Raw genomic sequence first — 26,001 nt, 5'->3', positions numbered from 1 at the left:
CAACAGATAGTTACCGCCGCCATGCAATTTAATATCCCTACGTTGCTCACATTGTTTCGCGTCATCCTGATCCCGTTTTTCGTGCTGGCGTTCTATCTTCCCTTCGTCTGGGCCCCGTTTGCCTGCGCGCTGATCTTCTTCGTGGCTGCGATAACCGACTGGTTTGATGGTTATCTGGCACGTCGCTGGAATCAGAGCACCCGTTTTGGTGCGTTCCTTGATCCGGTCGCCGATAAGGTGATGGTAGCGATCGCTATGGTGCTGGTGGCTGAGCATTATCACTCCTGGTGGGTAACGCTCCCTGCGGCGACCATGATCGCGCGTGAAATTATCATCTCCGCACTGCGCGAGTGGATGGCGGAACTCGGCAAGCGCAGCAACGTGGCGGTGTCGTGGATTGGTAAAGTGAAAACCACCGCGCAAATGGCGGCACTGGTGTGGATGCTGTGGCGTCCGAACGAGTGGGTTGAGTGGGCCGGGATTGGTCTGTTCATGGTTGCGGCGGTGCTGACGCTGTGGTCGATGTTCCAGTATCTGAACGCGGCACGCGGCGATTTGCTTGAACAGTGATCGTTTCGACGTAAATTTCATCAAACGATCCGCTGCGGTGAAAATTAACGTTGACTCAGTGCGTCAGGTAAGTAGAATGCATCGCATCGAACGGCAGCACAGCTTGCCAGACGGTAATAAAATCAAATGATTAAGTTAGTCATCTGATCTGCGGGAATAGCTCAGTTGGTAGAGCACGACCTTGCCAAGGTCGGGGTCGCGAGTTCGAGTCTCGTTTCCCGCTCCAATTTAGAAGCATCGGCAATTGCGGGTGTGATAGTACTTCGGCGCGTTAGCAAAGCGGTTATGTAGCGGATTGCAAATCCGTCTAGTCCGGTTCGACTCCGGAACGCGCCTCCACTTTATTCCCCGAGGCCGGATGGTGGAATCGGTAGACACAAGGGATTTAAAATCCCTCGGCGTTCGCGCTGTGTGGGTTCAAGTCCCACTCCGGCTACCATGGGAAAAAGAATAAAATCAATGATAAGCAGTGTCGTGAAACCACCTTCGGGTGGTTTTTTTGTATTTGCGATCCTGATGTTCTATCTTCAACACACTTCCAACACGAGTACTCAGCGATGAAAACCGGACCGTTAAACGAAAGCGAACTTGAGTGGCTGGACGACGTCCTGGCCCGCTATGGCAACGAGCACTCCGTTATGGACGTCTCAGAGCTGGACGGCATGCTGACGGCGATACTGTCCTCACCTGTTGAGATTGAGCCTGCCGAGTGGATGCTGGCGGTGTGGGGCGGGGCAGAGCACGTGCCACGTTGGGCCAACGATCGCGAGCGTGACCGTTTCGTCAACCTGACGCTGCAGCACATGGATGACATCGGCGAGCGTCTGGGCGATTACCCTGATCAGTACGAACCGCTGTTTGGTACCCGTGAAGAAGAAGGGCAGGAAATCACCATCGTTGAAGAGTGGTGTTTTGGCTATATGCGCGGTGTGGGGTTAAGCGATTGGTCGGCGTTGCCGGAAGATTTACAGCCGCAGTTAGATGCAATTGCCCTGCACGGCAGCGAAGAAAAGTTCGAGAGCCTCGACGAGTTGAGCGCCGAAGAGTTTGTGGCAAGCGTAGATTTGCTGACCCCGGCTGCCATCACGCTGTGCCATTACTGGCTGGATAACCCGCAGCTGGCCCCGGTTAAACAGCCGGTTAAGAATGAGAGCAAGATTGGTCGCAACGATCCTTGCCCATGCGGTAGCGGTAAGAAATACAAAAGCTGCTGTCTGAAATAAGTGAAGAAAAAAGGCCCGAAAGGGCCTTTTTTGTCTCTGGCGTTAGCCCACTGACGGAAGCATCCCGGTGGCAATCGCGATTTGTACCAGAATCACCGCAACACCACAGCTGAAGACCAGCCAGAGGGCCGGGGTGCCACCCGCGACACGGTAAGCCGCATGCGGGTGCTGTTGACGGCTTTTCAGGGTCAGTAACGAAGGCACGATCAGCGCCAGTACCGCCAGCGCTACCCCGGCGTAGCCGAGGGCCATCACGAAACCACGAGGGTAGAACAGCGCAAACGCCACCGGCGGTAAGAAGGTGATCGCCCCGGTTTGCAGGCGTCCGCCGACGCTGTTTTTACGCTGGAACAAATCGGCCAGATAATCAAACAGCCCCAGCGCCACACCGAGGAACGAGGTGGCCAGCGCCAGATCGGCAAACAGATGCACTGCCAGTTCAACGTGCGGGGAAGCCACCACTTCACGAATTGCCTGTAATAGCCCGTTCAGCCCGGCATGGTTAGCCAACAGGGCGTTGAACACCGGGGACTCAATGCTGCCCAGCGTCGCCAGTTGCCAGAAGATATACGCCACCAATGGGATAAAGCTCCCGATGACAAAGATCCGTCGCAGTTTACGCACGTCGCCTTTCATGTAGCTGACAATACTCGGCACGCTGCCATGGAAGCCAAACGAGGTAAAAATAACCGGAATGGCAGACAGCGCCAGGCCCTGTTGCAGCGGCAGCGTCAGCAGGTTCATCTGATGGATGTGCGGCATCAGCAGCGTCAGCATCAGCACTAAAAAGATAATTTTGGCGCTGAACAGGAAGCGGTTGAACAGATCGACCAGCGTGGTGCCGACGCAAATCACCCCGCCACCGACGGCGGTAAACAGCAGTACGCCTCCTGCCGGAGGCAAATCAATGCCCAGCCAGTCGCCGACGCTCGACGCCAGCAATTCTCCTGCTCCGCTAATGTAGGCCGCGGTCAGGGCGTACATCAGGAACAACATGCTGAAGCCCGTCACCCATTGACCGTAACGCCCGAGATAGCGCAGCGCCAATGAACCGAGCCCGGTGTCTGCCGGGACATGTTGGTACACTTCGAGCAGCAACAGGGCGGTGTAGCACATCAGTGCCCACAGACTCAGCAGCAGGATCAGCGTCACGCCAAAGCCTACTCCCGCCGACGCCAGCGGCATCGCCAGCATCCCTGCGCCAATAGTGGTTCCGGCGACAATTAAAATACTCCCTACGGTGCGGTTCTTCACGCTTTCCTCTGTTATTCAGAATAGAGACGGCAAATTATGCCGCGCAGGGTAGGGGAAATCCCGCGGCGCGTCAAATCTGAATTACAGTGGGTGTAACGAGTGGTTTACGGTTTGGCTGGGTGGAATGAAGAAGGCAGGAGAAACGCTGGCAGCGATGGCCGCTGCCAGCCGAGAATTAATTTTGGGTGTCGAGAGTCGCCAGTTCTTTATCGATAAAGTACAGGCCTTCACCGCTTTTACCCACCAGCGACAGTTTGTCGATAACGGATTTAAACAGCTTCTCTTCTTCATGCTGCTCGGCAACATACCATTGCAGGAAATTAAAGGTTGGATAATCCTGATTGGTCATCGCTGCATGCGCCAGTTCATTAATTTTTGCAGTGATCAGCTGCTCGTGCTCGTAGGTCACGCGGAACAGTTCATCCAGCGAGGCATATTCGGCAAACGGTGAGGCAATGGCATTAATGCACGGCAGGCTGCCGGTATCGGTCAGATAATCAAACAGGCGCTGCATGTGGGTCATTTCTTCCTGAGCGTGACGGCGCAGAAACGCGGCGGCACCTTCAAAGCTGTGATAACTGCACCACGCGCTCATCTGCTGATACAGCAGCGAGGAGTGAAGTTCCAGGTTCATTTGCTCATTCAGTTTGTCGATCATTTCCGTTTTTAACATGGGTGCTCCGTCATATTAGGCTCAGGGGAATACGCGGGAACTATAATTTGTAATTAAGTTATTTGCAAAAGGTAAAATAAATAATTAATTTTGTTAAATGCAAATGGGAATAACACGCATTGCAGCTATTAAATAATAAGATGCGAATGGTTATGATTACTGCCGGATTTATTTTCCCGGCAGTGAAATATAATCAGTAATAGGCGTTAGGGGGAATGGCCATTCCGCGACACTGATACTGAATTGTGACGCTTTGATTCATGCACAATGAGCCGCTGGTAACGGTGCAGGTCGTGACTGGCTGACCGAACGGCACGGCAGTGGCGTAGCCCATTTGCTGACACTGTTTGGTGGCGGTACCGTTGGCCACATAATCGTCGGTGGTGGCCGATTGCAACATCGCCTGCCCGTAGGTCAGACGGACAATGCCGCTGGTGGTGTCCACATCGGTGACGTTGGCCTGACGATGTACCGTACAGGCGGAAAGCGCTATCGCTGCGACGACAGGGAGAAGTTTGTTCATGGCTCACTCTGCATAGATGTCCGATCCTGTCATCTTAGCGTCAGGAGGCCAAACCAATTCCCTGAATAGCCCGCAGAATTCCCCTCAGTTTCCGCCACCGCCGTCGTTAGTCTGCCCGGCTGTCATAAATCGCCTGGAATTTCGGATGCAGTTGGCGGAAGCGGTTAATCAGCTCCGGATCAAAGTGACGTCCGGTTCCGGCGATGATCAGCGAACAGGCGTGCTCATGGCTATACCCGGGCTTATACACCCGCTTCTGGCGCAGCGCATCATACACATCCGCCAGCGCCAGAATGCGGGCCTCAATCGGGATTTGCTCCCCGCTTAGCCCTTCCGGATAGCCATTGCCATCCCATTTTTCGTGGTGATAGTGAATGATATTTTCCGCCACCGGCCCGAGGCCCAGCCCCTGAATGATCCGCCAGCCCTTAAGGGTATGCAGTTTCATCTCGTTGAACTCTTCTTCCGTGAGCGGCCCTTGCTTGCGCAAAATTCGCTCCGGAACCGCAATTTTCCCGACGTCGTGCAACGAGGCGTAGCGTTCAATCTCCTGCACCATTTTACGCGGCAGCCCAATGTCCCGCGCCAGCAGGCCACAATAGGCGGATACGCGCTGAATATGGCTGCCGGTTTCATCATCATGGGCGCGATTCACTTTTTCCATCGCCTCGACGATGCTGCGGCTCACCGCCTGGCTTTGCTTCATCTGTCGCCACATCAGCCACAACAGGCACAGGCTGAACAGCACGCTAATGAACAACACAATGCTGATAATTTTGAAGGTATTTTTACTGAAGTCTGGCAGCGTGGAGGCGTCAGGGTGGCGCTCCATCTGTGTGCGATAACTTGAAATACGATGGATTTGCGTCAGCAACGAATGCAGCGGATGTTGGTCATCGACCCATGAGACAATTTTGTAATCTGAGCGCGTCAGACCCGCCACTTTAAGCACGCCACGAAACAGGTCATTCCCGCGCAGTGAACCCTCCAGCGAGCTTAGGTCGCCCAGAATAAAATCAATTTTGTGCTGTTCAACGGCGTCGATCAGCTCTTCAATCGAGGCGGCGGGCAGCAGGGTAACGTCGGTGCCAAAGCGCTGGTGCAGATAGCGGGCTGAAAAAGACCCGCGGATCACGCCGACTCGCTTATAGCGCACCTGTTCTTCGTCCCACAAAAATGGCTCATCGATGCGGTTGTAATACGCGTTATGCCACGATAGCGCTGGGCCAATAATTCCTTCCGCCTGGGATTCATCACCGCTTTCGACAATGTTCACCATCCGCACTGGCCACGCGTCCTGGCGCAGGTGAGAGACATAATCCTCGGTGTACTTCACGTCGAGTTGGATAGGCAGCAGGTCGCGCATGTCGCTGATCATATCCATCACCGTGCCGTGATAACCGTGGCTGTCCTGCCACAACAGCGGAGCAAAGTTCTCGTTTTTGGGCAGCCAAAGGGTGAGCCGGGTGGTACGCATCCAGGCGGCTTCCTCGGGTGTGATATTAATTCGGCTGACCAGATAGTCCCGTTTACTTTGATTTTCCAGCGCTTTCAGCTTGCCGCTCTGCTGCCATTCGCCGATCAGCTGATTGATGTTATCGCGCATGCCGCGTAATTCGGGACTGAACCCCATCACGGACGGCAGACGTAAATCGGAGAATGGCCGCGACAGGGTGTAGTAGTGCTGTGTGTCATCCATCTCGGAATCGTCGTTGATGTAAAAATCCGCCTTGCGGTTACGCAGCATTGCAAACGCTTCGGTACTGCTGTCCACCAGAATGCGCTGACGGAAATGCAGGAAAGGATAATGCTGCAACACCTGATTGCGGGTCGCGTCGTCCTTGCGAAAAATGACCCGGGTATTATTGAGGTCTTCCGGGGAAGCCGCCGTTCGATTGAGACTGGCGGCGAGCACTTCATTATCAAACAGGCGAGCGGAGAGGATTTTACTCTGCGCCCGCGCGCGGGTTTTGATAACGCCGGCATACAGCCCGTAACTGTTGCTATTGAAACGACGGCCAATCTCTTCCCCACCGATCGGTTTCAGTTCGAGATGATAGCCGTAGCGTTTATTTATTTCCTGAATGAGCGTCTGGTAGTAACCCTGATATTGGCCGTGGCCGTCACGCCAGAATTCAAAATTATCGGCATCGAAGAGCCAGACTGGAACGGGGGAGGGGGGAACGACGGCATTTATGGGGGTAGCCCGCAGTAAACCAGCGTACGAAAGGAGTGTAACCCAGAGCAATGTGAGCGACATTGTTAGCACGGAGCGCACAAGAAGGTTCCTGATTTTTATCGTGTCGTTTGTTTTTAGTCTAACTAACTGCCGTAAACCCGGATAGGGATTTATTGATTTTGTGAATAATCATGCGTTCTGGCGATCAACGGTCAAAACTGTGACCGCATCAATGATTAATGAAACAATATTTCATTAAATTTGAATGTGCGTTTAATGCGCGCTATGGTGAACGCATCGTGATTGTCCATTGCGCAGATGACCGCGCGAATTTCAGGAGAGAAAAGAATGAAAATTGCACTGATGATGGAAAACAGCCAGGCGGCGAAAAACGCCATTATCCATCGTGAGCTGAAGGGTGTTGCCGATGAAAAAGGCTTCCCGGTGTACAACGTTGGCATGAGTGACGAGCAGGATCATCACCTGACCTATATCCATTTAGGGATTATGGCCAGCATTCTGCTTAACGCTAAAGCGGTTGATTTCGTGGTCACCGGCTGTGGCACCGGCCAGGGCGCGCTGATGTCGCTGAATATTCACCCCGGCGTGGTATGCGGCTACTGCATCGACCCGGCTGACGCATTCCTGTTTGCCCAAATCAACAACGGCAACGCGCTGTCGCTGCCATTCGCTAAAGGCTTTGGCTGGGGCGCAGAACTGAACGTGCGCTTCATCTTTGAGAAAGCCTTTACTGGTCGTAACGGGGAAGGCTATCCGCCGGAGCGTAAAGAACCACAGGTGCGTAACGCGGGTATTCTCAACCAGGTCAAAGCGGCGGTGGTGAAAGAAAACTATCTCGATACCCTGCGCGCTATCGACCCGGAACTGGTGAAAACCGCCGTCTCCGGTCAGCGCTTCCAGCAGTGCTTCTTTGAGAACTGCCAGGATAAAGAGATTGAAGACTTCGTGCGCCAGATGCTGGCGTAATGCGGAAAGCTCCGGCGGCACCATGCCGCCGGAGTGCTTACTGTTTCCGTTTCGACACTGAACTTCCCGCATCCCGCGTCAGCTGTAACGTATCAATCATTCCCACCAGACAAATTAGCGCGATAAACACAAACGCCAACCGGAAGCTAATCCCCGGGATCGCCGCGAGCTGCAGCCAGTCACTCAGTTTTTCACCCAGCCGAATGCCAATCGCGCCGAGCGTAATCCCCAGCCCGACGGCTAACTGGGTGGCAGTGCTGAACAAGGTATTGGCGTAGCTCATCTGCGGGGACGGCACGTCGGCGAAAGCCAGGGTACTGACGCCGGTAAACTGGATCGATCGGAACACGCCGCCGAGATACAGAATCAGCAGCGTCAGCCACAGCGGTGTGTGCGGGGTGAGGAAAGCACAGGCCATCAGCGCCACCACGTTCAGCGCGCCGTTAATCAGCAACAGTTTGCGAAAGCCCAGCCAGCGGATAAGCGGCGTGGTGGCGGGTTTAATCGTCAGATTCCCGACAAACACCGCCAGCACCAGCAGCCCGGCGTGGAACGGATCCATGCCAAAACCGACCTGAAACAGCAGGGGCAGCAGGAAAGGCACCGCGCTTATCGATGCGCGAAACAACGACCCGCCATACATCGTGACTCTGAAAGTCGGCACCTGCAGCGCATCAAGGCGGATCATCGGCCATTTGACACGCCTGAAATGGCGCAGGGCAAAGAGAAACGTCACAGCGCCCAAGGCCAGAAGCGCAAAGGGTAGCCAGCGCCGACCCTGTTCTGCACCGAATGCTTCCATCGCATAGACCAGGCTCACCATCGCAATGGCGGTGGCAACAAAACCCGGCAGATCAAACGGGCGGCGATCGTCGTCGCGGATATCCGGGATGATGCGCAGCGCCAGGGCGATAGCCACCAGCCCGAGCGGCACATTGATGAAGAATATCCAGCGCCAGTCAGCGAAACGGGTGATGAACCCGCCGAGCGGTGGGCCGATTATCGGTGCCACAAGCGCGGGCCAGGTCAGGGTGGCGATGGCCGTGATTAAATGGTGTTTTGGCGTGGTGCGTAATACCGCCAGCCTGCCGACAGGCACCATCAACGCACCGCCAACACCCTGTAAAATGCGCATTGCGACGAAGCTATCGACGCTGGTAGCGAGCCCGCAAAATACCGAGGCGAGGGTGAAAATGAACAGCGCCAGGGTAAACACCTTGCGCGCCCCAAAGCGGTCAGCAATCCAGCCGCTGGCGGGGATCAAAACGGCGAGGGTAATGAGATAGGCGCTGATCCCAATGTTCAGTGAGACGGCTTCCACGGCAAAACTTTTCGCCATATCCGGCAGCGCAGTGGCAATCACCGTCCCGTCGAGAAACTCCATAAAGAATGCCCCTGCCACCAGCAATGCGGCGGGGGACAGACCACGGCTCTCCTTTGCGGAGATGTTTTCGCTCATGATAACGCTGCCATTTCAAAATGAATCATTGTTTCAGATGACCATAGAGCAAGAAAATGCATGCTTCAGCAGGTTTTTTTGATTTCCGGTCAGAAAATTCAGGTTACTATGACGCCCCTGAAAAAAGGAGAAAATCATGTCCCAGAATCTGACCGAAAACGATGAGCTGGTATCCGACGTTGTCGCTTGCCAGCTGGTCATTAAACAAATTCTCGACGTTATCGATGTCATCGCCCCGGTTGAAGTCCGTGACAAAATGGCTAACCAGCTGCGCGCGATCGATTTTAGCGCCAACCCGGCAGGCGCCGATCCGGTGACGCAGCGTGCGATTCAAAAAGCCATCGCCCTGATAGAGCTGAAGTTTACGCCGCAGGAAGGCAGCACCCATTAATGAAAACGGCGCCACGGCGCCGTTTTTGTTGGCATGACATCCCGGTAAGCATGCGCCGCCCGGTGTTTATCAGTAAATCGCCTCCACCAGCAGATAGCTGGCAACACAGGCACAGCTCACGGCAATCAGGCCCGGCAGAATAAAGCTGTGGTTAATGATGAATTTCCCGATGCGGGTGGTACCGGAACGGTCGAATCCAATACAGGCCAAATCGCTGGGATAGGTCGGTAACACAAAGTAGCCGTAGGCCGCCGGGAAGAAGGCAATCAGCATTTTCGGTTCCACGCCGAGCATTAGCCCCATCGGCGCGACGGCGGTTAGGGCGGCGGCCTGGCTGTTCACCAGTTTAGACACCAGGAACAGCACGATGGCGTAGGTCCACGGATGGCTTTGCACCACGCCTTCTAGCGCCGTTTTCAATTCAGGTAAATGCGCCTGGAAAAAGGTATCACTCATCCATGCCACACCGAACACCGAGAAAATCGCCACCATCCCCGCTTTAAAGACCGCTCCGCTGGAAATGGCAGCGGCGTTGACTTTGCAGGCCATCAGCATCACCGCCCCGGCAATCAGCATCATCATCTGAATCACCAGGTTCATGGAGAGCGGGGCGAGTTTGCCTTTCACTTCGAAGGTAGGCCGCAGTTCCGGTAGCGCGCCGAGTAACACCACCACGACAATCCCGGCGAAGAAAATCCACGTTGACCAGTACGCTTCCCGATTAAAACGCTGGTTAAGCAGCGTTTCGGTGCTGCCGTAGATGTATTCTCGCTGTTTCGGATCCCGAATTTTGGCCTGAAACTCCGGGTCATCGGCCAGGTCTTTACCGCGACGCAGGCTCCATAATGCGGCAATCGCCACCCCAAATAAGGATGCTGGCACGGAGACGGTCAGAATTTCGAGAATGCTCCAGGCGTGGCCTATACCGTGCTGAGCCCCCAGGATCGACACCAGCGAGACCACTGCCACCGACACCGGCGAGGCGGTAATTGCCATCTGTGAGGCAATCGATGCCACCGCCATGGGACGTTCGGGTCGGATGCCTTTTTTCAGCGCGATGTCAGCGATAATGGGAAACATGGTGTAGACCACGTGTCCGGTCCCGCACAGAAACGTCAGTGTCCAGGTGGTAAACGGTGCCAGCAGGGTAATGTGCTGCGGATGCTTGCGCAGCAGTTTTTCTGCACACTGCATCATCACGTTCAGCCCGCCAGCAGTTTGCAGCGTGGCGGCACAGCCAATTACCGCCAGAATGGTAAGCATCACATCCACCGGCGGTTTACCCGGCTCAAGCCCAAACACGAACGTCAGGATAAATAAACCGATCCCGCTGATAAGGCCCAGACCCATCCCGCCAAACCGGGTTCCCACCAGCAGGCACAAAATAATGACAACAAATTCAAGCGTAATCATGTCTCACCGTCTCATCCATAAAGTAGGTCTAAATCATTACATTTTGTGCTGTTATTGAGTGAGAGACAGATCGGGTTTGTAAACAGATGGAAAAACAATCTGATATATACATTTTGTTAACATTTTGGCTGTGCGATTAGGGCGGACAACGCCGCCCTGAGGGTGGCTTAATGCTGCTGGTGGTTGACCACGGTGGTCAAATGTTTGTCGGTTTGTTCCATACACAGGCCCGCTTTATGCGCGCTGCGCACTTCATCAAGAATGGTCTGTAACAGCACGCCGTCCTGCTCCTGCTCTTTTTCCAGAGTATTCAAAAAACGCAGGGTGCTGTCGTCCTGTAAGGTTCTGGCTTCAAGGGTGAGGGCGCACAGGGTTTGGGTGCGCTGATGGTGTTCTTCAAGGGTTTTGAGAAACAGGTCTTCGAGGGTTGAGCAGCGGTTATCACCACAGGGTTTGGATTCTTTCACCACCGGATAGGCGCCAGACTTCTTCATAAATTCGAACATGCGCATCATGTGGGTGACGTTGGACTGCGCTTGCGACCGTAAAAAGTTCGCGGTACCCGTGAGTTTCTGTTCAGAACACCACTCGCTCAGACGCAGGTAAAAGTTGGAGGCGCAAAATTCGAGATTCATTTGCGCATTGAGTTTTTGAACCATTCCCGGGACTGTCATAGCAATATCCTTATTCCGTATTTCAGATATTATTTACGCTTCGTTACATGATGTCGTAAATATTCGATATTACCTTAGTAAAACTCTGTGAAAGCCGAGGTTAACGGCATGATGTCTAATGCAATTATATTCCATGATTATTTAATAAAACTGCGATCTGTCCTGCATTCACTCATATCCATGCTTGGAACTAAAATATTTTTTGGAGACAATTAGACAATTAATCCAGAAACAAAAAAATTGAAATCAGGGAGAGTGTAATGAAAAAAGTTGCGGTGCTGTTGGCAACGGGATTTGAGGAAGGCGAAGCTATCGTCACCATCGATATTCTGCGGCGCTTAAATATTGAAGTGGAAGTGTTGTCCTGCGCAACGACCCGGGGCGTGACCAGCTATCATGCGATCCCGATGGTGGCTGACAGCACGCTCGCGGAACGCAGCGACGTACTGTTTGATGCGCTGGTGCTGCCGGGCGGGCCACAGGGCAGCGTCAACTTAGCGGCCAATACGCAGGTGATTGAATTTGTGAAAAAGCATGACGCAGCCGGGAAGCTCATTTGTCCGATCTGCTCTGCGGCGGCGAGGATTCTGGGCGGGAATGGCCTGCTCAACGGGCGGAAATATGTTTGCTCGGGTGAATTGTGGCAGGACGTAAAAGACGGGCAATATGTCGATGCCCCGGTGGTAGAAGACGGCAATCTCATCAGCGGCAAAGGCCTGGGCCACGTATTTGATTTTGCCTTTACCGTCGCCGCCAGACTGCTCGGTGATGAAGCCCCGGTACGTGAGCACGCGGAACATATTTACTACCGGTGGTGAGATAAGGATTCGCTGACTGCTGATATAGAGTAATCTGCTAACCTGAGGGTGAATTGTCTGACAATTCACCCTTTTTTTATGTCATTTCTCGCTAATTTTATGCACGCAATTACTGTAATTCTGCGGTGTGATGGCGCTCTCCTATGGATAATTAATTTCCCGCTATTAATGGTTCAGCAACAATGTGCTTACAAGCGAAGCCGCTAATGCATTGTTTTAGTGCTAATTAAAATAAGCTGTTCCGTTTTCCCCTACAAAAAAGAACATTAAAGCTGGAGTTACCCATGCACAAATTCACTAAAGCGCTGGCGGCCATTGGTCTGGCCGCGGTTATGTCACAATCAGCTGTGGCTGAAACAATGAAACTCGGTTTTTTGGTCAAGCAGCCGGAGGAGCCGTGGTTCCAGACAGAATGGCGTTTTGCCGATAAGGCCGGGAAAGATTTAGGTTTCGATGTGATTAAAATTGCGGTGCCGGACGGGGAAAAGACCCTCAACGCCATCGACAGCCTGGCGGCTAACGGAGCCAAAGGGTTTGTTATCTGTACGCCGGATCCCAAACTGGGGCCAGCGATCATGGCTAAAGCCCGCAGCTATGACATGAAGGTCATCACCGTCGACGATCAGTTCGTTAATGCCAAAGGCAAACCGATGGACACCGTTCCGCTGGTAATGATGGCAGCCAGCGAAATCGGTGCCCGTCAGGGGGACGAACTGTATAAAGAGATGCAAAAACGCGGCTGGGATGTGAAGGACACCGGGGTGATGGCCATCACCGCCGATGAGCTGGACACCGCCCGTCGCCGTACCACCGGTTCAATGGACGCGCTGAAAAAAGCCGGCTTCCCGGAAGCGCAAATCTATAAAGTGCCCACCAAATCCAACGATATCCCAGGCGCATTTGATGCCGGCAACTCGTTGCTGGTTCAGCATCCTGGCGTGAAACACTGGCTGGTGCTGGGTATGAATGACAATACCGTGCTGGGTGGCGTTCGCGCGACCGAAGGTCAGGGCTTCAAGGCGGCGGATGTTATCGGGATTGGCATTAACGGCGTGGATGCGGTGAACGAACTGTCGAAAGCCCAGGCGACCGGTTTCTACGGCTCGCTGCTGCCAAGCCCGGACGTGCACGGCTACAAAACCAGTGAGATGCTCTACAACTGGGTGACCAAAGATGCAGAGCCGCCGAAGTTCACCGCGGTGACCGACGTGGTGCTGATTACCCGCGACAACTTTAAAGCAGAGTTGGCGAAAAAAGGGCTGTAAGGCCTGACGTAGTCGCCCCCGGTAACTGCCGGGGGCAGGAAAGAATGTGGAGTGCATATGCAACAGTCACAGCCTTATCTCTCATTTCGCGGCATCAGCAAAACCTTCCCCGGTGTAAAAGCCCTGACCGACATTAGCTTCGACTGCTATGCCGGACAGGTCCACGCCCTGATGGGGGAAAACGGTGCCGGAAAATCGACGCTGCTGAAAATTCTCAGCGGCAACTACGCCCCGACAGGCGGCTCCTTGGTGCTGCGCGGGCAGGACGTTATCTTTGCGGATACCACGGCGGCGCTGAACGCGGGCGTGGCGATCATTTATCAGGAACTGCATCTGGTGCCTGAAATGACGGTGGCGGAAAATATCTATCTCGGGCAAATGCCGCACAAAGGTGGGATCGTCAATCGCTCGCTGCTCAACTATGAAGCGGGTCTACAGCTCAAACATCTGGGCCTCGATATTGACCCGCAAACCCCGCTCAAGTACCTCTCTATCGGCCAATGGCAAATGGTGGAAATCGCCAAGGCGCTGGCGCGCAACGCCAAAGTGATCGCCTTTGACGAGCCGACCAGTTCCCTCTCGGCGCGCGAAATCGACAACCTGTTCCGGGTTATTCGCGAATTACGTAATGAAGGGCGGGTCATCATTTATGTCTCGCACCGCATGGAGGAGATTTTTGCCCTCAGCGATGCGATTACGGTTTTCAAAGACGGGCGTTACGTCCGCACCTTCGACGACATGCAGCAGGTCAATAACGACCAGCTGGTGCAGGCGATGGTAGGGCGCGAGATTGGCGATATCTACGGCTGGCAGCCGCGTGACTATGGCGCGGAAAGGCTGCGTCTCGAGAACGTTAAAGCACCGGGCGTGCGCCAGCCGGTGAGTCTGTCGGTCAAAAGCGGTGAAATCGTTGGCCTGTTTGGTCTGGTCGGGGCCGGTCGCAGCGAGCTGATGAAGGGGCTGTTTGGGGCGACACGTATTACCGGCGGTCAGGTGCTGATCGACGGTCAGCCGGTGAATATCCAGAAGCCTGCCCATGCGATCCGCGCCGGGATGATGCTCTGCCCGGAAGACCGGAAAGCGGACGGGATAATCCCGGTGCATTCGGTGCGCGACAACATCAATATCAGCGCCCGCCGCAAACACATTCGCGGCGGATGCCTGATCAACAATGCCTGGGAAGCCAGCAACGCGGCGCATCATATTCAGTCGCTCAATATCAAAACCCCCGGCGCGGAACAGCTGATCATGAATCTCTCCGGCGGCAATCAGCAGAAGGCCATCCTGGGACGCTGGCTGTCCGAAGAGATGAAAGTCATCCTGCTGGATGAACCGACGCGGGGCATTGACGTGGGGGCGAAACACGAAATCTATAACGTTATCTATGCGCTGGCGGCATCCGGGGTGGCGGTGCTGTTTGCCTCCAGCGACCTGCCGGAAGTGCTGGGCGTAGCGGACCGTATCATCGTGATGCGTGAAGGCGAGATTGCGGGTGAGCTGATGCATGACAGCAGTAATGAACAGCAGGCGTTGAGCCTGGCCATGCCGAAAACCACTCAGGCCGTTGCCTGACAGCCTGATGAAGGAGTGAATTATGTCTTCGATGAGCACCTCCGGCCCGCGCCGGAATTCGTTTAGCGTGGGGCGCATTTGGGATCAGTACGGCATGCTGGTGGTGTTCGCCGTGCTGTTCCTCGCCTGCGCCATTTTTGTGCCGAACTTCGCCAGCTTCGTCAACATGAAGGGGCTAGGGCTGGCTATCTCGATGTCGGGGATGGTGGCCTGCGGAATGTTGTTCTGCCTTGCATCCGGTGATTTCGATCTGTCGGTTGCCTCGGTAATTGCCTGCGCAGGCGTCACTACCGCCGTGGTGATTAACCTCTCAGAAAGCCTGTGGCTGGGCGTATTTGCCGGGCTGCTGCTTGGCGCGCTGAGCGGGCTGGTCAACGGCTTCGTGATTGCGCGTCTGAAAATCAACGCTCTGATCACAACGCTCGCGACCATGCAGATTGTACGCGGCCTGGCGTATATCATTTCCGACGGTAAAGCAGTGGGCATTGAAGATGAACGCTTCTTCGCCCTCGGTTACACCAACTGGCTCGGACTGCCTGCGCCTATCTGGTTGACAGTGGGGTGCCTGATTGTGTTTGGTCTGCTGCTCAATAAAACCACTTTTGGCCGTAACACCCTGGCGATCGGTGGCAATGAAGAGGCCGCGCGTCTGGCCGGTGTCCCTGTGGTACGCACCAAAATCATCATATTTGTACTTTCCGGATTAGTCTCAGCGGCGGCGGGGATCATCCTCGCCTCGCGGATGACCAGCGGTCAGCCGATGACGTCGATGGGCTATGAGCTGATTGTTATCTCAGCCTGTGTGTTAGGCGGTGTGTCGCTCAAAGGCGGTATTGGCAAAATTTCCTACGTCGTGGCGGGGATTTTAATTCTGGGAACAGTAGAAAATGCCATGAACCTGCTGAATATCTCGCCGTTCTCGCAGTATGTAGTGCGCGGCCTGATTTTGCTGGCGGCAGTTATCTTTGACCGTTATAAGCAAAAAGCAAAGCGTACTGTCTGATTTTTCCTCAACTTTTAAGTGTAATCTGCCCAACACGCCAGTGGAAATCCCACTGGCGTTTTCATTCGAAAATGGCGAGCCTGGTCACACTGTCTATACTTACACTGCTAACGTTTAGGTAACATTTAACTTTTACCAGAGGTTTTTGTGGAGGTAGGCAGGGTGACAGACCCGTTAACCGTTCCGCCGGTTTTACGCGGAAATTACGCATTTTTCTTCGACCTGGATGGCACGCTGGCAGAGATCAAACCGCATCCCGATCAGGTCATTATTCCCGAGTCCATCCGCACGGCGTTGCACCAGTTGGCGCAACAGCAGCAGGGGGCTCTGGCCTTGATCTCAGGGCGCTCAATGGTCGAGCTGGATGAGCTCGCCGCGCCGTATCACTTCCCTTTAGCGGGAGTCCACGGAGCTGAGCGCCGTGACATCAAGGACCAAACGCATATTGTTGCACTGCCTTCTACGCTCGCCACCGAGGTTGAACAGTGGCTGACAGCGGGCATGGCCATGCTTTCAGGCAGCGAAATCGAAAATAAAGGAATGGCTTTCGCGCTGCACTATCGTCAGGCACCGCAACACCAGTTGGCCATTGAACGACTGGCCCAGGATACCGTTGCCCGTTTTAAGGGCCTGGCGCTACAGCCCGGTAAGTGCGTGGTTGAAATCAAACCCGCAGGCATCAACAAAGGGGCCGCTATTACGGCCTTCATGCAGGAAGCGCCCTTCCGGGGCAGACTGCCGGTCTTTGTCGGCGATGATTTGACGGATGAAGCTGGTTTTGACGCGGTCAATGCCGCAGGCGGTATCTCAGTGAAAGTCGGGCAGGGGAACACGCAGGCGCAATGGCGTTTGGCAAACGTAGCGGAGACCCATCGATGGGTGCTTCAGCTCGCACAACAACACGCGCTAACAGACAGGAGAGAAGGCTATGAGTCGCTTGGTCGTCGTATCTAATCGTATTGCCCCGCCGGATGACAAAAAATCCAGTGCTGGTGGGCTGGCGGTAGGTGTACTGGGGGCGCTTAAGGCCGCAGGTGGATTATGGTTTGGCTGGAGTGGGGAAACTGGCAATGAGGACCAGCCGCTGAAGAAGGTCACACGCGGGAACATCACCTGGGCGTCCTTCAACCTTAATGAGCAGGATCATGACCTGTATTACAACCAGTTTTCCAATGCCGTGCTGTGGCCGGCGTTTCACTATCGTCTGGATCTGGTGAATTTCCAGCGTGAGGCGTGGGATGGCTATCTGCGCGTCAACGCTACGCTTGCAGACAAACTGTTGCCGCTGATTGAGAAAGACGACAACCTGTGGATCCACGATTATCACCTGCTGCCCTTTGCCAGTGAACTGCGCAAACGTGGGATAGATAACCGGATCGGTTTCTTCTTGCATATTCCTTTCCCAACCCCGGAAGTGTTCAACGCGCTGCCGACGCACGCCGAACTGCTTGAGCAGCTTTGTGATTACGATTTGCTGGGCTTCCAGACGGAAAACGATCGTCTGGCGTTCCTCGATTGCGTCTCCAGCAAAACGCGTCTGACCAGCCGGGGCAGCAAAACGCACAGCGCATGGGGCCACACCTTCCGCACCGAAGTGTACCCGATTGGAATTGACCCGAAAGAGATAGCCAGCCAGGCGCAGGGGCCATTGCCGCCTAAACTGGCGCAGCTTAAAGCGGAACTGAAAAGCGTGCAGAATATTTTCTCGGTAGAGCGACTGGATTATTCCAAAGGGCTGCCGGAACGTTTTCAGGCCTATGAGGCGCTACTGGAGAAGTACCCTCAGCACCACGGTAAAATCCGTTATACCCAGATTGCCCCGACCTCGCGCGGCGACGTGCAGGCCTATCAGGATATTCGACATCAGCTGGAAAACGCCGCCGGGCGCATCAACGGTCAGTACGGCCAACTGGGGTGGACGCCGTTGTACTACCTCAATCAGCATTTCGACCGAAAGCTATTAATGAAGATTTTCCGCTACTCGGACGTCGGGCTGGTCACACCGCTGCGTGACGGGATGAATCTGGTGGCAAAAGAGTATGTGGCAGCACAAGATCCCGCTAATCCTGGTGTGCTGGTGTTATCGCAGTTTGCCGGTGCCGCCAACGAGCTGACGTCTGCGCTGATTGTGAACCCTTATGACAGGGATGAAGTCGCTAATGCGCTCGACAGGGCGCTAACTATGCCGCTGACCGAGCGCGTCTCGCGCCATGCAGAAATGCTGGAGGTGATTAAGAATAATGATATCAACCACTGGCAGGAGCGGTTTATTGATGACCTAAAGCAGATAACGCCGCGCACGGAGGAGAGTCGATTGCACAATAAAGTGGCGGCTTTTCCTAAGCTTGCGTAAATAATGAAAACAGCCCGGCGAAATGTGCCGGGCGTATTTTATTCGTCCTCAAGCGAAACCAGCAGCACATCTACCCCGCTATTCCCCACCACGTTTTTGGCGCTACAGGTCGCGCGTGCAAAGAAACTTTTATTATGATTGCCGCAAATGACCAAATCGACCTGCTGCTTCAGACAAAATTCCTTTATATGTTCGCTTAATTCGCCACAGGCGATGGCAGCGTGAGCTATCGGATAATCGGCCCGGGCTTTAAGTTCATCCAGAAACTGACGGGTTTCCTCCTGCATCAACTCGCGAAGGTTCTCGAGCATGGGCGCGGCGAACTGGTTATACATTTCAGGATCGGATGCTGAGGTGATCAGGCTAATTCGGGCATGAACGGGGCGGGCGATAGACACCGCTTTACTGACCAGTTTGTGACTTTCCGGTGTCGGTGCGACAGCGACTAACACATGTAAATACGCCATTGTGCCTCCTGTGGTGGCGAAAACGCCCATTCATTCCTATTACTCTGTTTCATTAGTGGCTGCAAGAGTGAGTACAGACAGGAAATGTGAGGTTGTTCGAATATTCATTAATTATTCTTATATTAAGAATATCGCTTGACAGCGACTTTGAGCGAATTTTTACGCATTTACATGATTCTTAAAAATCTAATAATAAACTCGTAACCAATTCCGCATATTTACTAACAAAATACTCATGGTTTCATTGGGAAACTATCGCAAATAAATGAACGAGTAACTTGCTGTTTTTGAAGGTTAAGATTTGACTTAAAGGAAATGTAAATCACCCAACTTGCGATTTCGCAACATGCTGCTATGAAACTGTCCAAAAAAAGAGCAACAAGAGATGTTCATTTACATTATTCAGATATATGGAATAGAAAAAAACCGCAATTGCATAATATTTGCACAAATCACAATTGTAACTGATGGATTTGCTGCTATGATTCGCCCAAATTATGTGACGCACGTCACATAATTTTCAAATTTAATGTAAAGCCACGTTGTATGTGTCAGAACTGGCGAGTAGAGTTGCCACGAATTAGGAAAAATCTTAGTCAATTGTAAGAATTCTTTAAAATTGTAGGGTTACCCTGATTGCCGAAGTGGATGACCTTACAATCCGCATGGACGCAAACTTAAGTCAGCTATGCATTTTGGCCGTTTCTTTTTTTACCGGGTCTTTTACCCGGCGACATCACGGGGTGCGGCCTTGCCGCATACAATAATGGTTGGTTATTCGGGATGGGAAAAATGCATACATCCGAGTTGCTAAAGCATATTTACGACATTAATTTGTCCTATTTATTACTTGCACAGCGTTTGATTAGTCAGGATAAAGCCTCTGCCATGTTCCGTCTCGGCATCAACGAAGAGATGGCCACGACACTGGGCGGACTGACACTTCCACAGATGGTGAAATTAGCGGAGACCAACCAGCTGGTTTGTCAGTTCCGCTTTGATAGCCATCAAACCATCACCCAACTCACGCAAGAGTCTCGGGTTGATGACCTGCAACAAATTCACACCGGTATTCTGCTTTCTACTCGCTTACTGAAGGAAGCTAGCCTCGCAGACGGCTCTGCTCGGAAGAAAAGGGCCTGACCATGAGTGAAAAAAGCATTGTTCAGGAAGCCCGCGACATACATCTGGCAATGGAATTGATTACGCTTGGAGCACGTTTACAGATGCTCGAAAGCGAAACACAGCTGAGTCGCGGTCGCCTTATCAAGTTATACAAAGAGCTTCGCGGAAGCCCACCGCCGAAAGGCATGCTGCCGTTTTCTACCGACTGGTTCATGACCTGGGAACAGAATATCCACTCATCGATGTTCTGTAACGCCTGGCAGTACTTGTTGAAAACGGGGTTGTGTAGCGGCGTTGATGCGGTGATTCGGGCTTACCGTCTGTATCTCGAACAGTGTCCGCAGCAGGAGAATGGGCCCATTTTAGCCCTGACCCGCGCGTGGACGCTGGTGCGCTTTGTTGAGAGCGGTATGCTTGAACTCAGCGGCTGCAATAGCTGCGGCGGCAATTTTATCACCCATGCTCACCAACCCGTGGGGAGCTTTGTGTGCAGTCTCTGCCAGCCGCCGTCACGAGCAGTAAAAAGACGTAAACTTTCCGGCGAAGGTGCCGATATAACACCACAACTGCTGGATGAACAGATAGAGCAAGCTGTTTAACTGAGAATTTCAGGTGTGGCAAAACACTCCAGCAGCGGACGCAGGTCCGCTGCTTTTTTTTTTGCCAGCGTTTCGGTCATTTGCTCCTTCTTTCATCCCGGGCTTATCAATAGCGGAAGGATGATGTCGTGCTTATCTTATTAGGTTACCTGGTTGTACTTGGTACAGTTTTCGGCGGGTTTGCGTTCACCGGCGGACACCTTGGGGCACTCTATCAGCCTGCAGAACTGGTCATTATTGGCGGCGCGGGGATAGGGGCATTTATCGTTGGCAACAACGGGAAGGCCATCAAGGCGACGCTGAAAGCGCTGCCGTTACTGTTTCGACGTTCGAAATACACCAAAAGCATGTACATGGATCTGCTGGCGCTGCTGTATCGGCTGATGGCCAAGTCACGCCAGCAGGGGATGTTCTCGCTCGAACGCGATATTGAAAACCCGACCGAGAGTGAAATTTTTGCCAGCTATCCACGCATTCTGGCGGATAAAGTGATGCTCGAATTTATCGTCGATTATCTGCGTCTGATCATCAGCGGCAACATGAATACCTTCGAAATCGAAGCGCTGATGGATGAAGAGATTGAAACCCACGAAAGCGAGGCCGAAGTGCCGGCCAACAGTCTGGCGCTGGTCGGCGATTCGTTGCCCGCGTTTGGCATCGTGGCGGCGGTGATGGGCGTGGTACATGCCCTCGGATCGGCAGATCGCCCGGCCGCAGAACTGGGGGCGATGATTGCCCACGCGATGGTCGGTACCTTCCTCGGTATTCTGCTGGCGTACGGCTTTATTTCGCCGCTGGCGACGGTACTGCGTCAGAAAAGTGCCGAAACCACCAAGATGATGCAGTGCGTCAAAATCACTTTGCTGTCGAACCTCAACGGTTATGCGCCGCCGATTGCGGTGGAGTTTGGTCGTAAGACGCTGTATTCCAGCGAACGTCCATCGTTCATTGAGCTGGAAGAGCACGTTCGCGCAGTGCGTAATCCAACGGCACAGCAGACGACTACCGAGGACGCATGAAAAATCAGTCTCACCCAATAGTCGTCGTCAGGCGCAAAAAGCATAAAAGCCACAGCAGTGCAGGGCACGGCTCGTGGAAGATTGCTTACGCCGACTTTATGACCGCGATGATGGCCTTCTTTCTGGTGATGTGGCTGATCTCAATTTCCAGCCCGAAAGAGCTGATTCAGATTGCAGAGTATTTCCGCACCCCATTGGCGACAGCGATCACCGGCGGACCGCGTATTTCCAACAGCGACAGCCCGATCCCCGGGGGCGGCGATGACTACACCCAGCAGCAGGGCGAAGTGAAAAAAGAGCCGAACATCGATGAGCTGAAAAAGCGCATGGAGCAAAACCGGCTGAAGAAAATTCGCGGTGAACTCGATCAACTGATTGAGTCCGATCCGAAGCTGCGTGCGCTACGTCAGTATCTGAAGATAGACCTGGTTCAGGAAGGGTTGCGCATTCAGATTATCGACAGTCAGAACCGCCCGATGTTTAAAACCGGCAGTGCCGACGTGGAATCGTACATGCGCGATATTTTACGCGCGATTGCGCCGATCCTGAATGAAGTGCCAAACAAAATCAGTCTTTCAGGCCATACCGATGATTACCCGTACGCCACGGGCGATCGCGGATACAGCAACTGGGAACTCTCCGCCGATCGCGCTAACGCATCGCGTCGGGAGCTGGTTGCCGGTGGCCTGGACGACGGCAAAGTGCTGCGGGTGGTTGGCATGGCAAACACCATGAAACTGCAGCAGCACGGCGGTGATGACGCGATCAACCGCCGCATCAGTTTACTGGTGCTCAACACTCAGGCTGAACAGGCGATCCTTAATGAGAACGCCGAAAGTCAGAACGAACCGTTAAGCGTATTACAGCAACCGGCGGCGCTGCCTCCGGCGGCCAGTCCCACATCGCCACAATCCTTCCAGAGGTGATAGCGTGAGCATGGATATCAGCGATTTTTATCAGACATTTTTTGATGAAGCCGACGAATTGTTGGCGGATATGGAGCAACACCTGCTGGATCTCGTTCCAGAAGCCCCTGATTCAGAGCAACTGAACGCCATTTTTCGTGCCGCGCATTCCATTAAGGGCGGCGCGGGCACCTTCGGTTTTAGCGTTTTGCAGGAAACCACGCACCTGATGGAAAACCTGCTGGATGACGCGCGGCGCGGTGAAATGCAGCTCAATACCGACATTATCAACCTGTTTTTGGAAACGAAAGACATTATGCAGGAACAGCTCGATGCCTATAAAAGCTCGCAGGAACCGGATGCTGCCAGCTTTGAATACATCTGTCACGCCCTGCGCCAGCTGGCCTTAGAGGCAAAAGGCGAGGCGCAGGTCCCGGCGGCAGGCGCCAAGCTGAGCGTGGTCGAAAGCGACGACTCTGCGCCAGAGGTGGCGATGGCCGCTGAACACAGCGGCGGTCAAACCCGGATCGTACTTTCGCGTCTGAAAGCCGGTGAGCCGGAGATGTTGCAGGAAGAGTTGAGCAACCTCGCGCAGATTAGCCAGGTGGTGAAAACCGCTGATTCGCTCAGTGCCAACCTGGACGGGGCGGTATCGCAGGACGATATCGTGGCGGTGCTGTGCTTCGTGATTGAAGCTGACCAGATTGCCTTTGAAACGGTGTCAACCGCGGTGGCACCGGTTGCCGAAACGTCTGCCCCTGCGGTCGTGGAAACCGCCGACGTGCCTGCGATGGTTAACACTCCGGCGTTGAAAGCCGTACCGAAAGCGGCCGCGAGCGCCCCGCGCGTAGAGCGTGAAAAACCGGCGAAGGCCAGTGAATCCACCAGCATCCGCGTCGCGGTTGAGAAGGTCGATCAGCTGATCAACCTCGTGGGTGAACTGGTTATCACCCAGTCGATGTTGGCCCAGCGTTCGAACGAACTCGACCCGGTCGAGCACGGCGACCTGATAACCAGCATGGGCCAGCTGGAGCGTAACGCCCGTGACCTGCAGGAATCGGTGATGTCGATTCGTATGATGCCGATGGAATATGTCTTCAGCCGCTTCCCGCGCCTGGTGCGTGACCTGGCGGGCAAACTGAATAAACAGGTGGAACTGACCCTGATGGGCAGCTCAACCGAACTCGATAAGAGCCTGATTGAGCGCATTATCGATCCATTGACGCACCTGGTGCGCAACAGCCTCGACCACGGTATTGAATCGCCGGAAAACCGCATGGCGGCAGGCAAATCAGCAGTAGGTAATCTGATCCTGTCGGCGGAACATCAGGGCGGCAATATTTGTATTGAAGTCACCGATGACGGGGCGGGTCTTAACCGCGAGCGTATTCTGGCGAAAGCGATGTCGCAGGGCATGGCGGTCAGTGAAAACATGACCGATGAAGACGTCGGGATGCTGATTTTCGCCCCCGGCTTCTCCACCGCAGAGCAGGTGACAGATGTCTCCGGTCGCGGCGTAGGCATGGACGTGGTGAAACGTAATATCCAGGAGATGGGCGGTCACGTTGAGATCAAATCGAAGCAGGGCTCAGGCACCACCATCCGCATTCTGCTCCCGCTAACGCTGGCGATACTCGACGGTATGTCGGTGAAAGTGAGTGGCGAAGTGTTCATTCTGCCGCTGAACGCGGTGATGGAATCTCTTCAGCCGCGCGATGAAGATTTGCATCCTTTAGCAGGCGGCGAGCGCGTACTGGAAGTGCGTGGCGAATATCTGCCGCTGGTTGAACTGTGGAAAGTTTTCGATGTTCAGGGCGCCAAAACCGAAGCGACCCAGGGCATCGTGGTTATCCTGCAAAGTGCAGGACGCCGCTACGCGTTGCTGGTGGATCAGCTGATCGGCCAGCATCAGGTAGTGGTGAAAAATCTGGAAAGCAACTACCGCAAAGTGCCAGGCATCTCTGCCGCCACCATCCTTGGCGATGGCAGCGTGGCGCTGATTGTCGATGTTCAGGCTTTGCAGGGTTTGAATCGTGAACAACGTGTGGCGTACACCGCCGCCTGATGGCAAGAAGAAGGGAAAAAAATGACCGGTATGACGAATGTAGCAAAACTGGCGGGTGAACCCTCGGGCCAGGAGTTCCTGGTCTTCACGTTGGGGAATGAAGAATACGGGATTGATATCCTGAAGGTGCAGGAAATTCGCGGTTACGATCAGGTGACGCGCATTGCCAACACCCCGGCGTTCATTAAAGGCGTGACCAACCTGCGCGGCGTGATTGTGCCGATTGTCGATCTGCGGGTGAAGTTCAGCCAGCAGGACGTGGAATACAATGACAACACGGTGGTGATTGTTCTCAACCTCAGCCAACGCGTGGTGGGAATTGTGGTCGATGGCGTTTCCGATGTGCTGTCCCTGGCCGCCGACCAGATCCGCCCGGCACCGGAATTTGCCGTGACGCTGTCCACCGAGTACCTGACCGGCCTCGGCGCGTTGGGCGATCGTATGCTTATCCTGGTGAATATCGAAAAGTTGCTCAACAGCGAAGAAATGTCTCTGATCGACAGCGCCGCCATCAGCGCCGCGTAATAATTCCCCCCCCGTGATTGCGGGGGGATCCTTCCTCTTATTGTATCCTTCCTAAAATACCGGTTAGTCGCGCTAATATATCCCTGCTAACGCCACGTGATTCAGATCACAATAACAGCAATATATTCTTTGCAGTGTCTCATTTCCTTCTGCCGTTACGCTTTCAACCTATTGATACTTAATTGTTTATCTCGTCTATACGTCGAACGACTGAATTTATGCCCCAGATTGGTTGAATGAATTTTCCTGAACTAGATTTCAGTTAAGGTCCCGCCACGGTGACCGGTTAACCTTCTGACGCAAAACAAAAAAGCGCCAGGTCTTCTGACTCCGGAGACGAGCCCATGAACAGAACAGGTCTTCTGCTTACTTCCGCAAGTTTACTGGCGCTGATGTCATCAGGCGCACAGGCGGTCACCAGCCTCGGGACGATTGCGGCGACCTTAACCCTGACCAACGGCTGCCTGATCAACGGCTCTCCGAGTCAGAGCGGCATCAACTTCGGTACGCTTGATTTTGGTACGCGGCCGGCGACCTTCTCGACGCTGACTACCCAACTGACCGGGGCCAGCGGCGGCAACAACTTTACCGTTCAGTGCACCACCAGCAGCTATACGGTGACGGTTTCCGGAAATACCAACAGTACCGCGCCAACGACGGTTGTCGGTACACCGGGGACGCCAGCACGGTATCTGGTCAGCACCACCAACGCGGCACAAGGCGTGGCCTACAGTCTGTATAGCGACAGCGGCTACAACAACATCATCGCCAATAACACCGCGTTGCCGATTGCATCCACTACCGCGGGCGTCGATAGCTACACCTTATATGGGCGTATTCAGGGCGGTGGCAACAGCGTCACCGTGGTGCCGGGAACCTACACCGACACGATTAACGTCAGCGTCAATTACTAACCCCACGAATGGCATTGGGTGCATC

Annotated in this window: 25 protein-coding genes and 3 tRNA genes; 20 read left to right on the top strand and 8 right to left on the bottom strand. The window is 53.9% G+C overall.

The genetic code is table 11. From position 1 onward, the window contains the following. The first annotated feature begins 21 nt into the window (after window positions 1-21). From pgsA to ACG0Z5_RS04165, 5 genes are all read left to right on the top strand, one after another. Window positions 22-570 (top strand): CDP-diacylglycerol--glycerol-3-phosphate 3-phosphatidyltransferase, encoded by a 549-nt coding sequence (gene pgsA / locus ACG0Z5_RS04185; protein WP_394445565.1) that lies wholly within the window; start codon window positions 22-24, stop codon window positions 568-570. 150 nt (window positions 571-720) lie between these two features. After that, a tRNA-Gly gene (locus ACG0Z5_RS04180) sits at window positions 721-796 on the top strand. Between the two features lie 39 nt (window positions 797-835). Beyond that, window positions 836-909: transfer RNA gene (locus tag ACG0Z5_RS04175), tRNA-Cys, on the top strand. Between the two features lie 13 nt (window positions 910-922). Next, window positions 923-1,009, top strand: a tRNA-Leu gene (locus ACG0Z5_RS04170). Window positions 1,010-1,127: 118 nt separating this feature from the next. After that, window positions 1,128-1,793 (top strand): YecA family protein, encoded by a 666-nt coding sequence (locus tag ACG0Z5_RS04165; RefSeq protein ID WP_394445563.1) that lies wholly within the window; start codon window positions 1,128-1,130, stop codon window positions 1,791-1,793. Between the two features lie 42 nt (window positions 1,794-1,835). On the opposite strand, the gene tyrP is transcribed toward ACG0Z5_RS04165, so the two are convergent. From tyrP to ACG0Z5_RS04145, 4 genes are all read right to left on the bottom strand, one after another. Next, on the bottom strand, window positions 1,836-3,047 hold the full coding sequence (gene tyrP / locus ACG0Z5_RS04160; RefSeq protein WP_394445561.1) for a tyrosine transporter TyrP: 1,212 nt from the start codon (window positions 3,045-3,047) through the stop codon (window positions 1,836-1,838). A gap of 175 nt (window positions 3,048-3,222) precedes the next feature. After that, window positions 3,223-3,720: a non-heme ferritin gene (gene ftnA / locus ACG0Z5_RS04155; RefSeq protein WP_319627791.1), complete on the bottom strand. Its 498-nt coding sequence runs from the start codon at window positions 3,718-3,720 to the stop codon at window positions 3,223-3,225. A gap of 193 nt (window positions 3,721-3,913) precedes the next feature. After that, complete coding sequence (gene yecR, locus ACG0Z5_RS04150) at window positions 3,914-4,243, bottom strand: YecR family lipoprotein (RefSeq protein WP_394445559.1); 330 nt, start codon at window positions 4,241-4,243, stop codon at window positions 3,914-3,916. 106 nt (window positions 4,244-4,349) lie between these two features. Continuing rightward, window positions 4,350-6,521 (bottom strand): HD domain-containing phosphohydrolase, encoded by a 2,172-nt coding sequence (locus tag ACG0Z5_RS04145; RefSeq protein ID WP_394445557.1) that lies wholly within the window; start codon window positions 6,519-6,521, stop codon window positions 4,350-4,352. A 249-nt stretch (window positions 6,522-6,770) separates the two neighbouring features. On the opposite strand from ACG0Z5_RS04145, the gene ACG0Z5_RS04140 reads away from it, so the two are divergent. Continuing rightward, complete coding sequence (locus tag ACG0Z5_RS04140) at window positions 6,771-7,409, top strand: RpiB/LacA/LacB family sugar-phosphate isomerase (protein ID WP_394445555.1); 639 nt, start codon at window positions 6,771-6,773, stop codon at window positions 7,407-7,409. Between the two features lie 37 nt (window positions 7,410-7,446). Here the strand turns inward: ACG0Z5_RS04140 and ACG0Z5_RS04135 are convergent, their stop codons facing one another. Next, window positions 7,447-8,868 carry an MFS transporter gene (locus tag ACG0Z5_RS04135; RefSeq protein WP_394445553.1) on the bottom strand — a complete coding sequence of 474 codons (1,422 nt, stop codon included), beginning with the start codon at window positions 8,866-8,868 and terminating at the stop codon, window positions 7,447-7,449. 136 nt (window positions 8,869-9,004) lie between these two features. Here ACG0Z5_RS04135 and ACG0Z5_RS04130 point away from each other — a divergent pair, with 136 nt between their 5' ends. Further along, window positions 9,005-9,259, top strand: coding sequence for a DUF2766 family protein (locus tag ACG0Z5_RS04130; RefSeq protein ID WP_319627796.1), 255 nt, complete (start codon window positions 9,005-9,007; stop codon window positions 9,257-9,259). Between the two features lie 69 nt (window positions 9,260-9,328). Here the strand turns inward: ACG0Z5_RS04130 and ACG0Z5_RS04125 are convergent, their stop codons facing one another. Continuing rightward, on the bottom strand, window positions 9,329-10,672 hold the full coding sequence (locus ACG0Z5_RS04125; RefSeq protein ID WP_319627797.1) for an anaerobic C4-dicarboxylate transporter: 1,344 nt from the start codon (window positions 10,670-10,672) through the stop codon (window positions 9,329-9,331). 167 nt (window positions 10,673-10,839) lie between these two features. Continuing rightward, window positions 10,840-11,346, bottom strand: coding sequence for a non-heme ferritin-like protein (locus ACG0Z5_RS04120; RefSeq protein ID WP_319627798.1), 507 nt, complete (start codon window positions 11,344-11,346; stop codon window positions 10,840-10,842). A gap of 260 nt (window positions 11,347-11,606) precedes the next feature. Here ACG0Z5_RS04120 and ACG0Z5_RS04115 point away from each other — a divergent pair, with 260 nt between their 5' ends. The 6 genes from ACG0Z5_RS04115 (at window position 11,607) to otsA (ending at window position 18,357) form a co-directional block, all read left to right on the top strand. Then, a complete protein-coding gene (locus ACG0Z5_RS04115) occupies window positions 11,607-12,164 on the top strand; it encodes a DJ-1/PfpI family protein (RefSeq protein ID WP_394445550.1) in 558 nt (185 codons plus the stop codon). Window positions 12,165-12,448: 284 nt separating this feature from the next. Beyond that, window positions 12,449-13,429, top strand: coding sequence for an arabinose ABC transporter substrate-binding protein (locus tag ACG0Z5_RS04110; RefSeq protein WP_319627800.1), 981 nt, complete (start codon window positions 12,449-12,451; stop codon window positions 13,427-13,429). Window positions 13,430-13,486: 57 nt separating this feature from the next. Continuing rightward, window positions 13,487-15,001 (top strand): L-arabinose ABC transporter ATP-binding protein AraG, encoded by a 1,515-nt coding sequence (gene araG / locus ACG0Z5_RS04105; protein WP_394445548.1) that lies wholly within the window; start codon window positions 13,487-13,489, stop codon window positions 14,999-15,001. A 22-nt stretch (window positions 15,002-15,023) separates the two neighbouring features. Continuing rightward, entirely contained in the window at window positions 15,024-16,004 is a 981-nt protein-coding gene (araH, locus tag ACG0Z5_RS04100) for an L-arabinose ABC transporter permease AraH (protein WP_394445546.1), read from the top strand. 162 nt (window positions 16,005-16,166) lie between these two features. Further along, complete coding sequence (gene otsB / locus ACG0Z5_RS04095; protein ID WP_394445544.1) at window positions 16,167-16,958, top strand: trehalose-phosphatase; 792 nt, start codon at window positions 16,167-16,169, stop codon at window positions 16,956-16,958. Beyond that, complete coding sequence (gene otsA / locus ACG0Z5_RS04090) at window positions 16,933-18,357, top strand: alpha,alpha-trehalose-phosphate synthase (protein ID WP_394445542.1); 1,425 nt, start codon at window positions 16,933-16,935, stop codon at window positions 18,355-18,357. The genes otsB and otsA overlap by 26 nt, the downstream gene beginning before the upstream one ends. A gap of 38 nt (window positions 18,358-18,395) precedes the next feature. Here otsA and uspC read toward each other — a convergent pair whose 3' ends face one another. Further along, the gene (gene uspC, locus ACG0Z5_RS04085) at window positions 18,396-18,824 is read right to left on the bottom strand and encodes a universal stress protein UspC (protein WP_394445540.1); all 429 of its coding nucleotides are present in this window, start codon (window positions 18,822-18,824) and stop codon (window positions 18,396-18,398) included. 792 nt (window positions 18,825-19,616) lie between these two features. Between uspC and flhD the strand changes: the two genes are divergently transcribed. The 7 genes from flhD to ACG0Z5_RS04050 all read left to right on the top strand — a co-directional run bounded on the left by flhD (window position 19,617) and on the right by ACG0Z5_RS04050 (window position 25,976). Next, a complete protein-coding gene (gene flhD, locus ACG0Z5_RS04080; protein WP_319785973.1) occupies window positions 19,617-19,967 on the top strand; it encodes a flagellar transcriptional regulator FlhD in 351 nt (116 codons plus the stop codon). Window positions 19,968-19,969: 2 nt separating this feature from the next. Next, window positions 19,970-20,548, top strand: coding sequence for a flagellar transcriptional regulator FlhC (gene flhC / locus ACG0Z5_RS04075; protein WP_319627806.1), 579 nt, complete (start codon window positions 19,970-19,972; stop codon window positions 20,546-20,548). Between the two features lie 128 nt (window positions 20,549-20,676). After that, window positions 20,677-21,567: a flagellar motor stator protein MotA gene (gene motA / locus ACG0Z5_RS04070; RefSeq protein ID WP_319627807.1), complete on the top strand. Its 891-nt coding sequence runs from the start codon at window positions 20,677-20,679 to the stop codon at window positions 21,565-21,567. Then, window positions 21,564-22,493, top strand: a complete 930-nt coding sequence (motB, locus tag ACG0Z5_RS04065) for a flagellar motor protein MotB (RefSeq protein ID WP_394445536.1) — start codon at window positions 21,564-21,566, stop codon at window positions 22,491-22,493. Before motA ends, motB begins: the two co-directional genes overlap by 4 nt. 4 nt (window positions 22,494-22,497) lie before the next feature. Further along, a complete protein-coding gene (gene cheA / locus ACG0Z5_RS04060; protein WP_394445534.1) occupies window positions 22,498-24,537 on the top strand; it encodes a chemotaxis protein CheA in 2,040 nt (679 codons plus the stop codon). Window positions 24,538-24,558: 21 nt separating this feature from the next. Further along, entirely contained in the window at window positions 24,559-25,062 is a 504-nt protein-coding gene (cheW, locus tag ACG0Z5_RS04055; RefSeq protein WP_319627810.1) for a chemotaxis protein CheW, read from the top strand. A gap of 392 nt (window positions 25,063-25,454) precedes the next feature. Then, on the top strand, window positions 25,455-25,976 hold the full coding sequence (locus ACG0Z5_RS04050) for a spore coat protein U domain-containing protein (RefSeq protein WP_394445677.1): 522 nt from the start codon (window positions 25,455-25,457) through the stop codon (window positions 25,974-25,976). Window positions 25,977-26,001: the final 25 nt, after the last annotated feature.

The organism is Scandinavium sp. M-37, from assembly GCF_043558715.1.
Classification (GTDB): Bacteria; Pseudomonadota; Gammaproteobacteria; order Enterobacterales; family Enterobacteriaceae; genus Scandinavium; species Scandinavium vulneris_A.
This window is presented reverse-complemented; position numbering and strand designations above follow the sequence as displayed.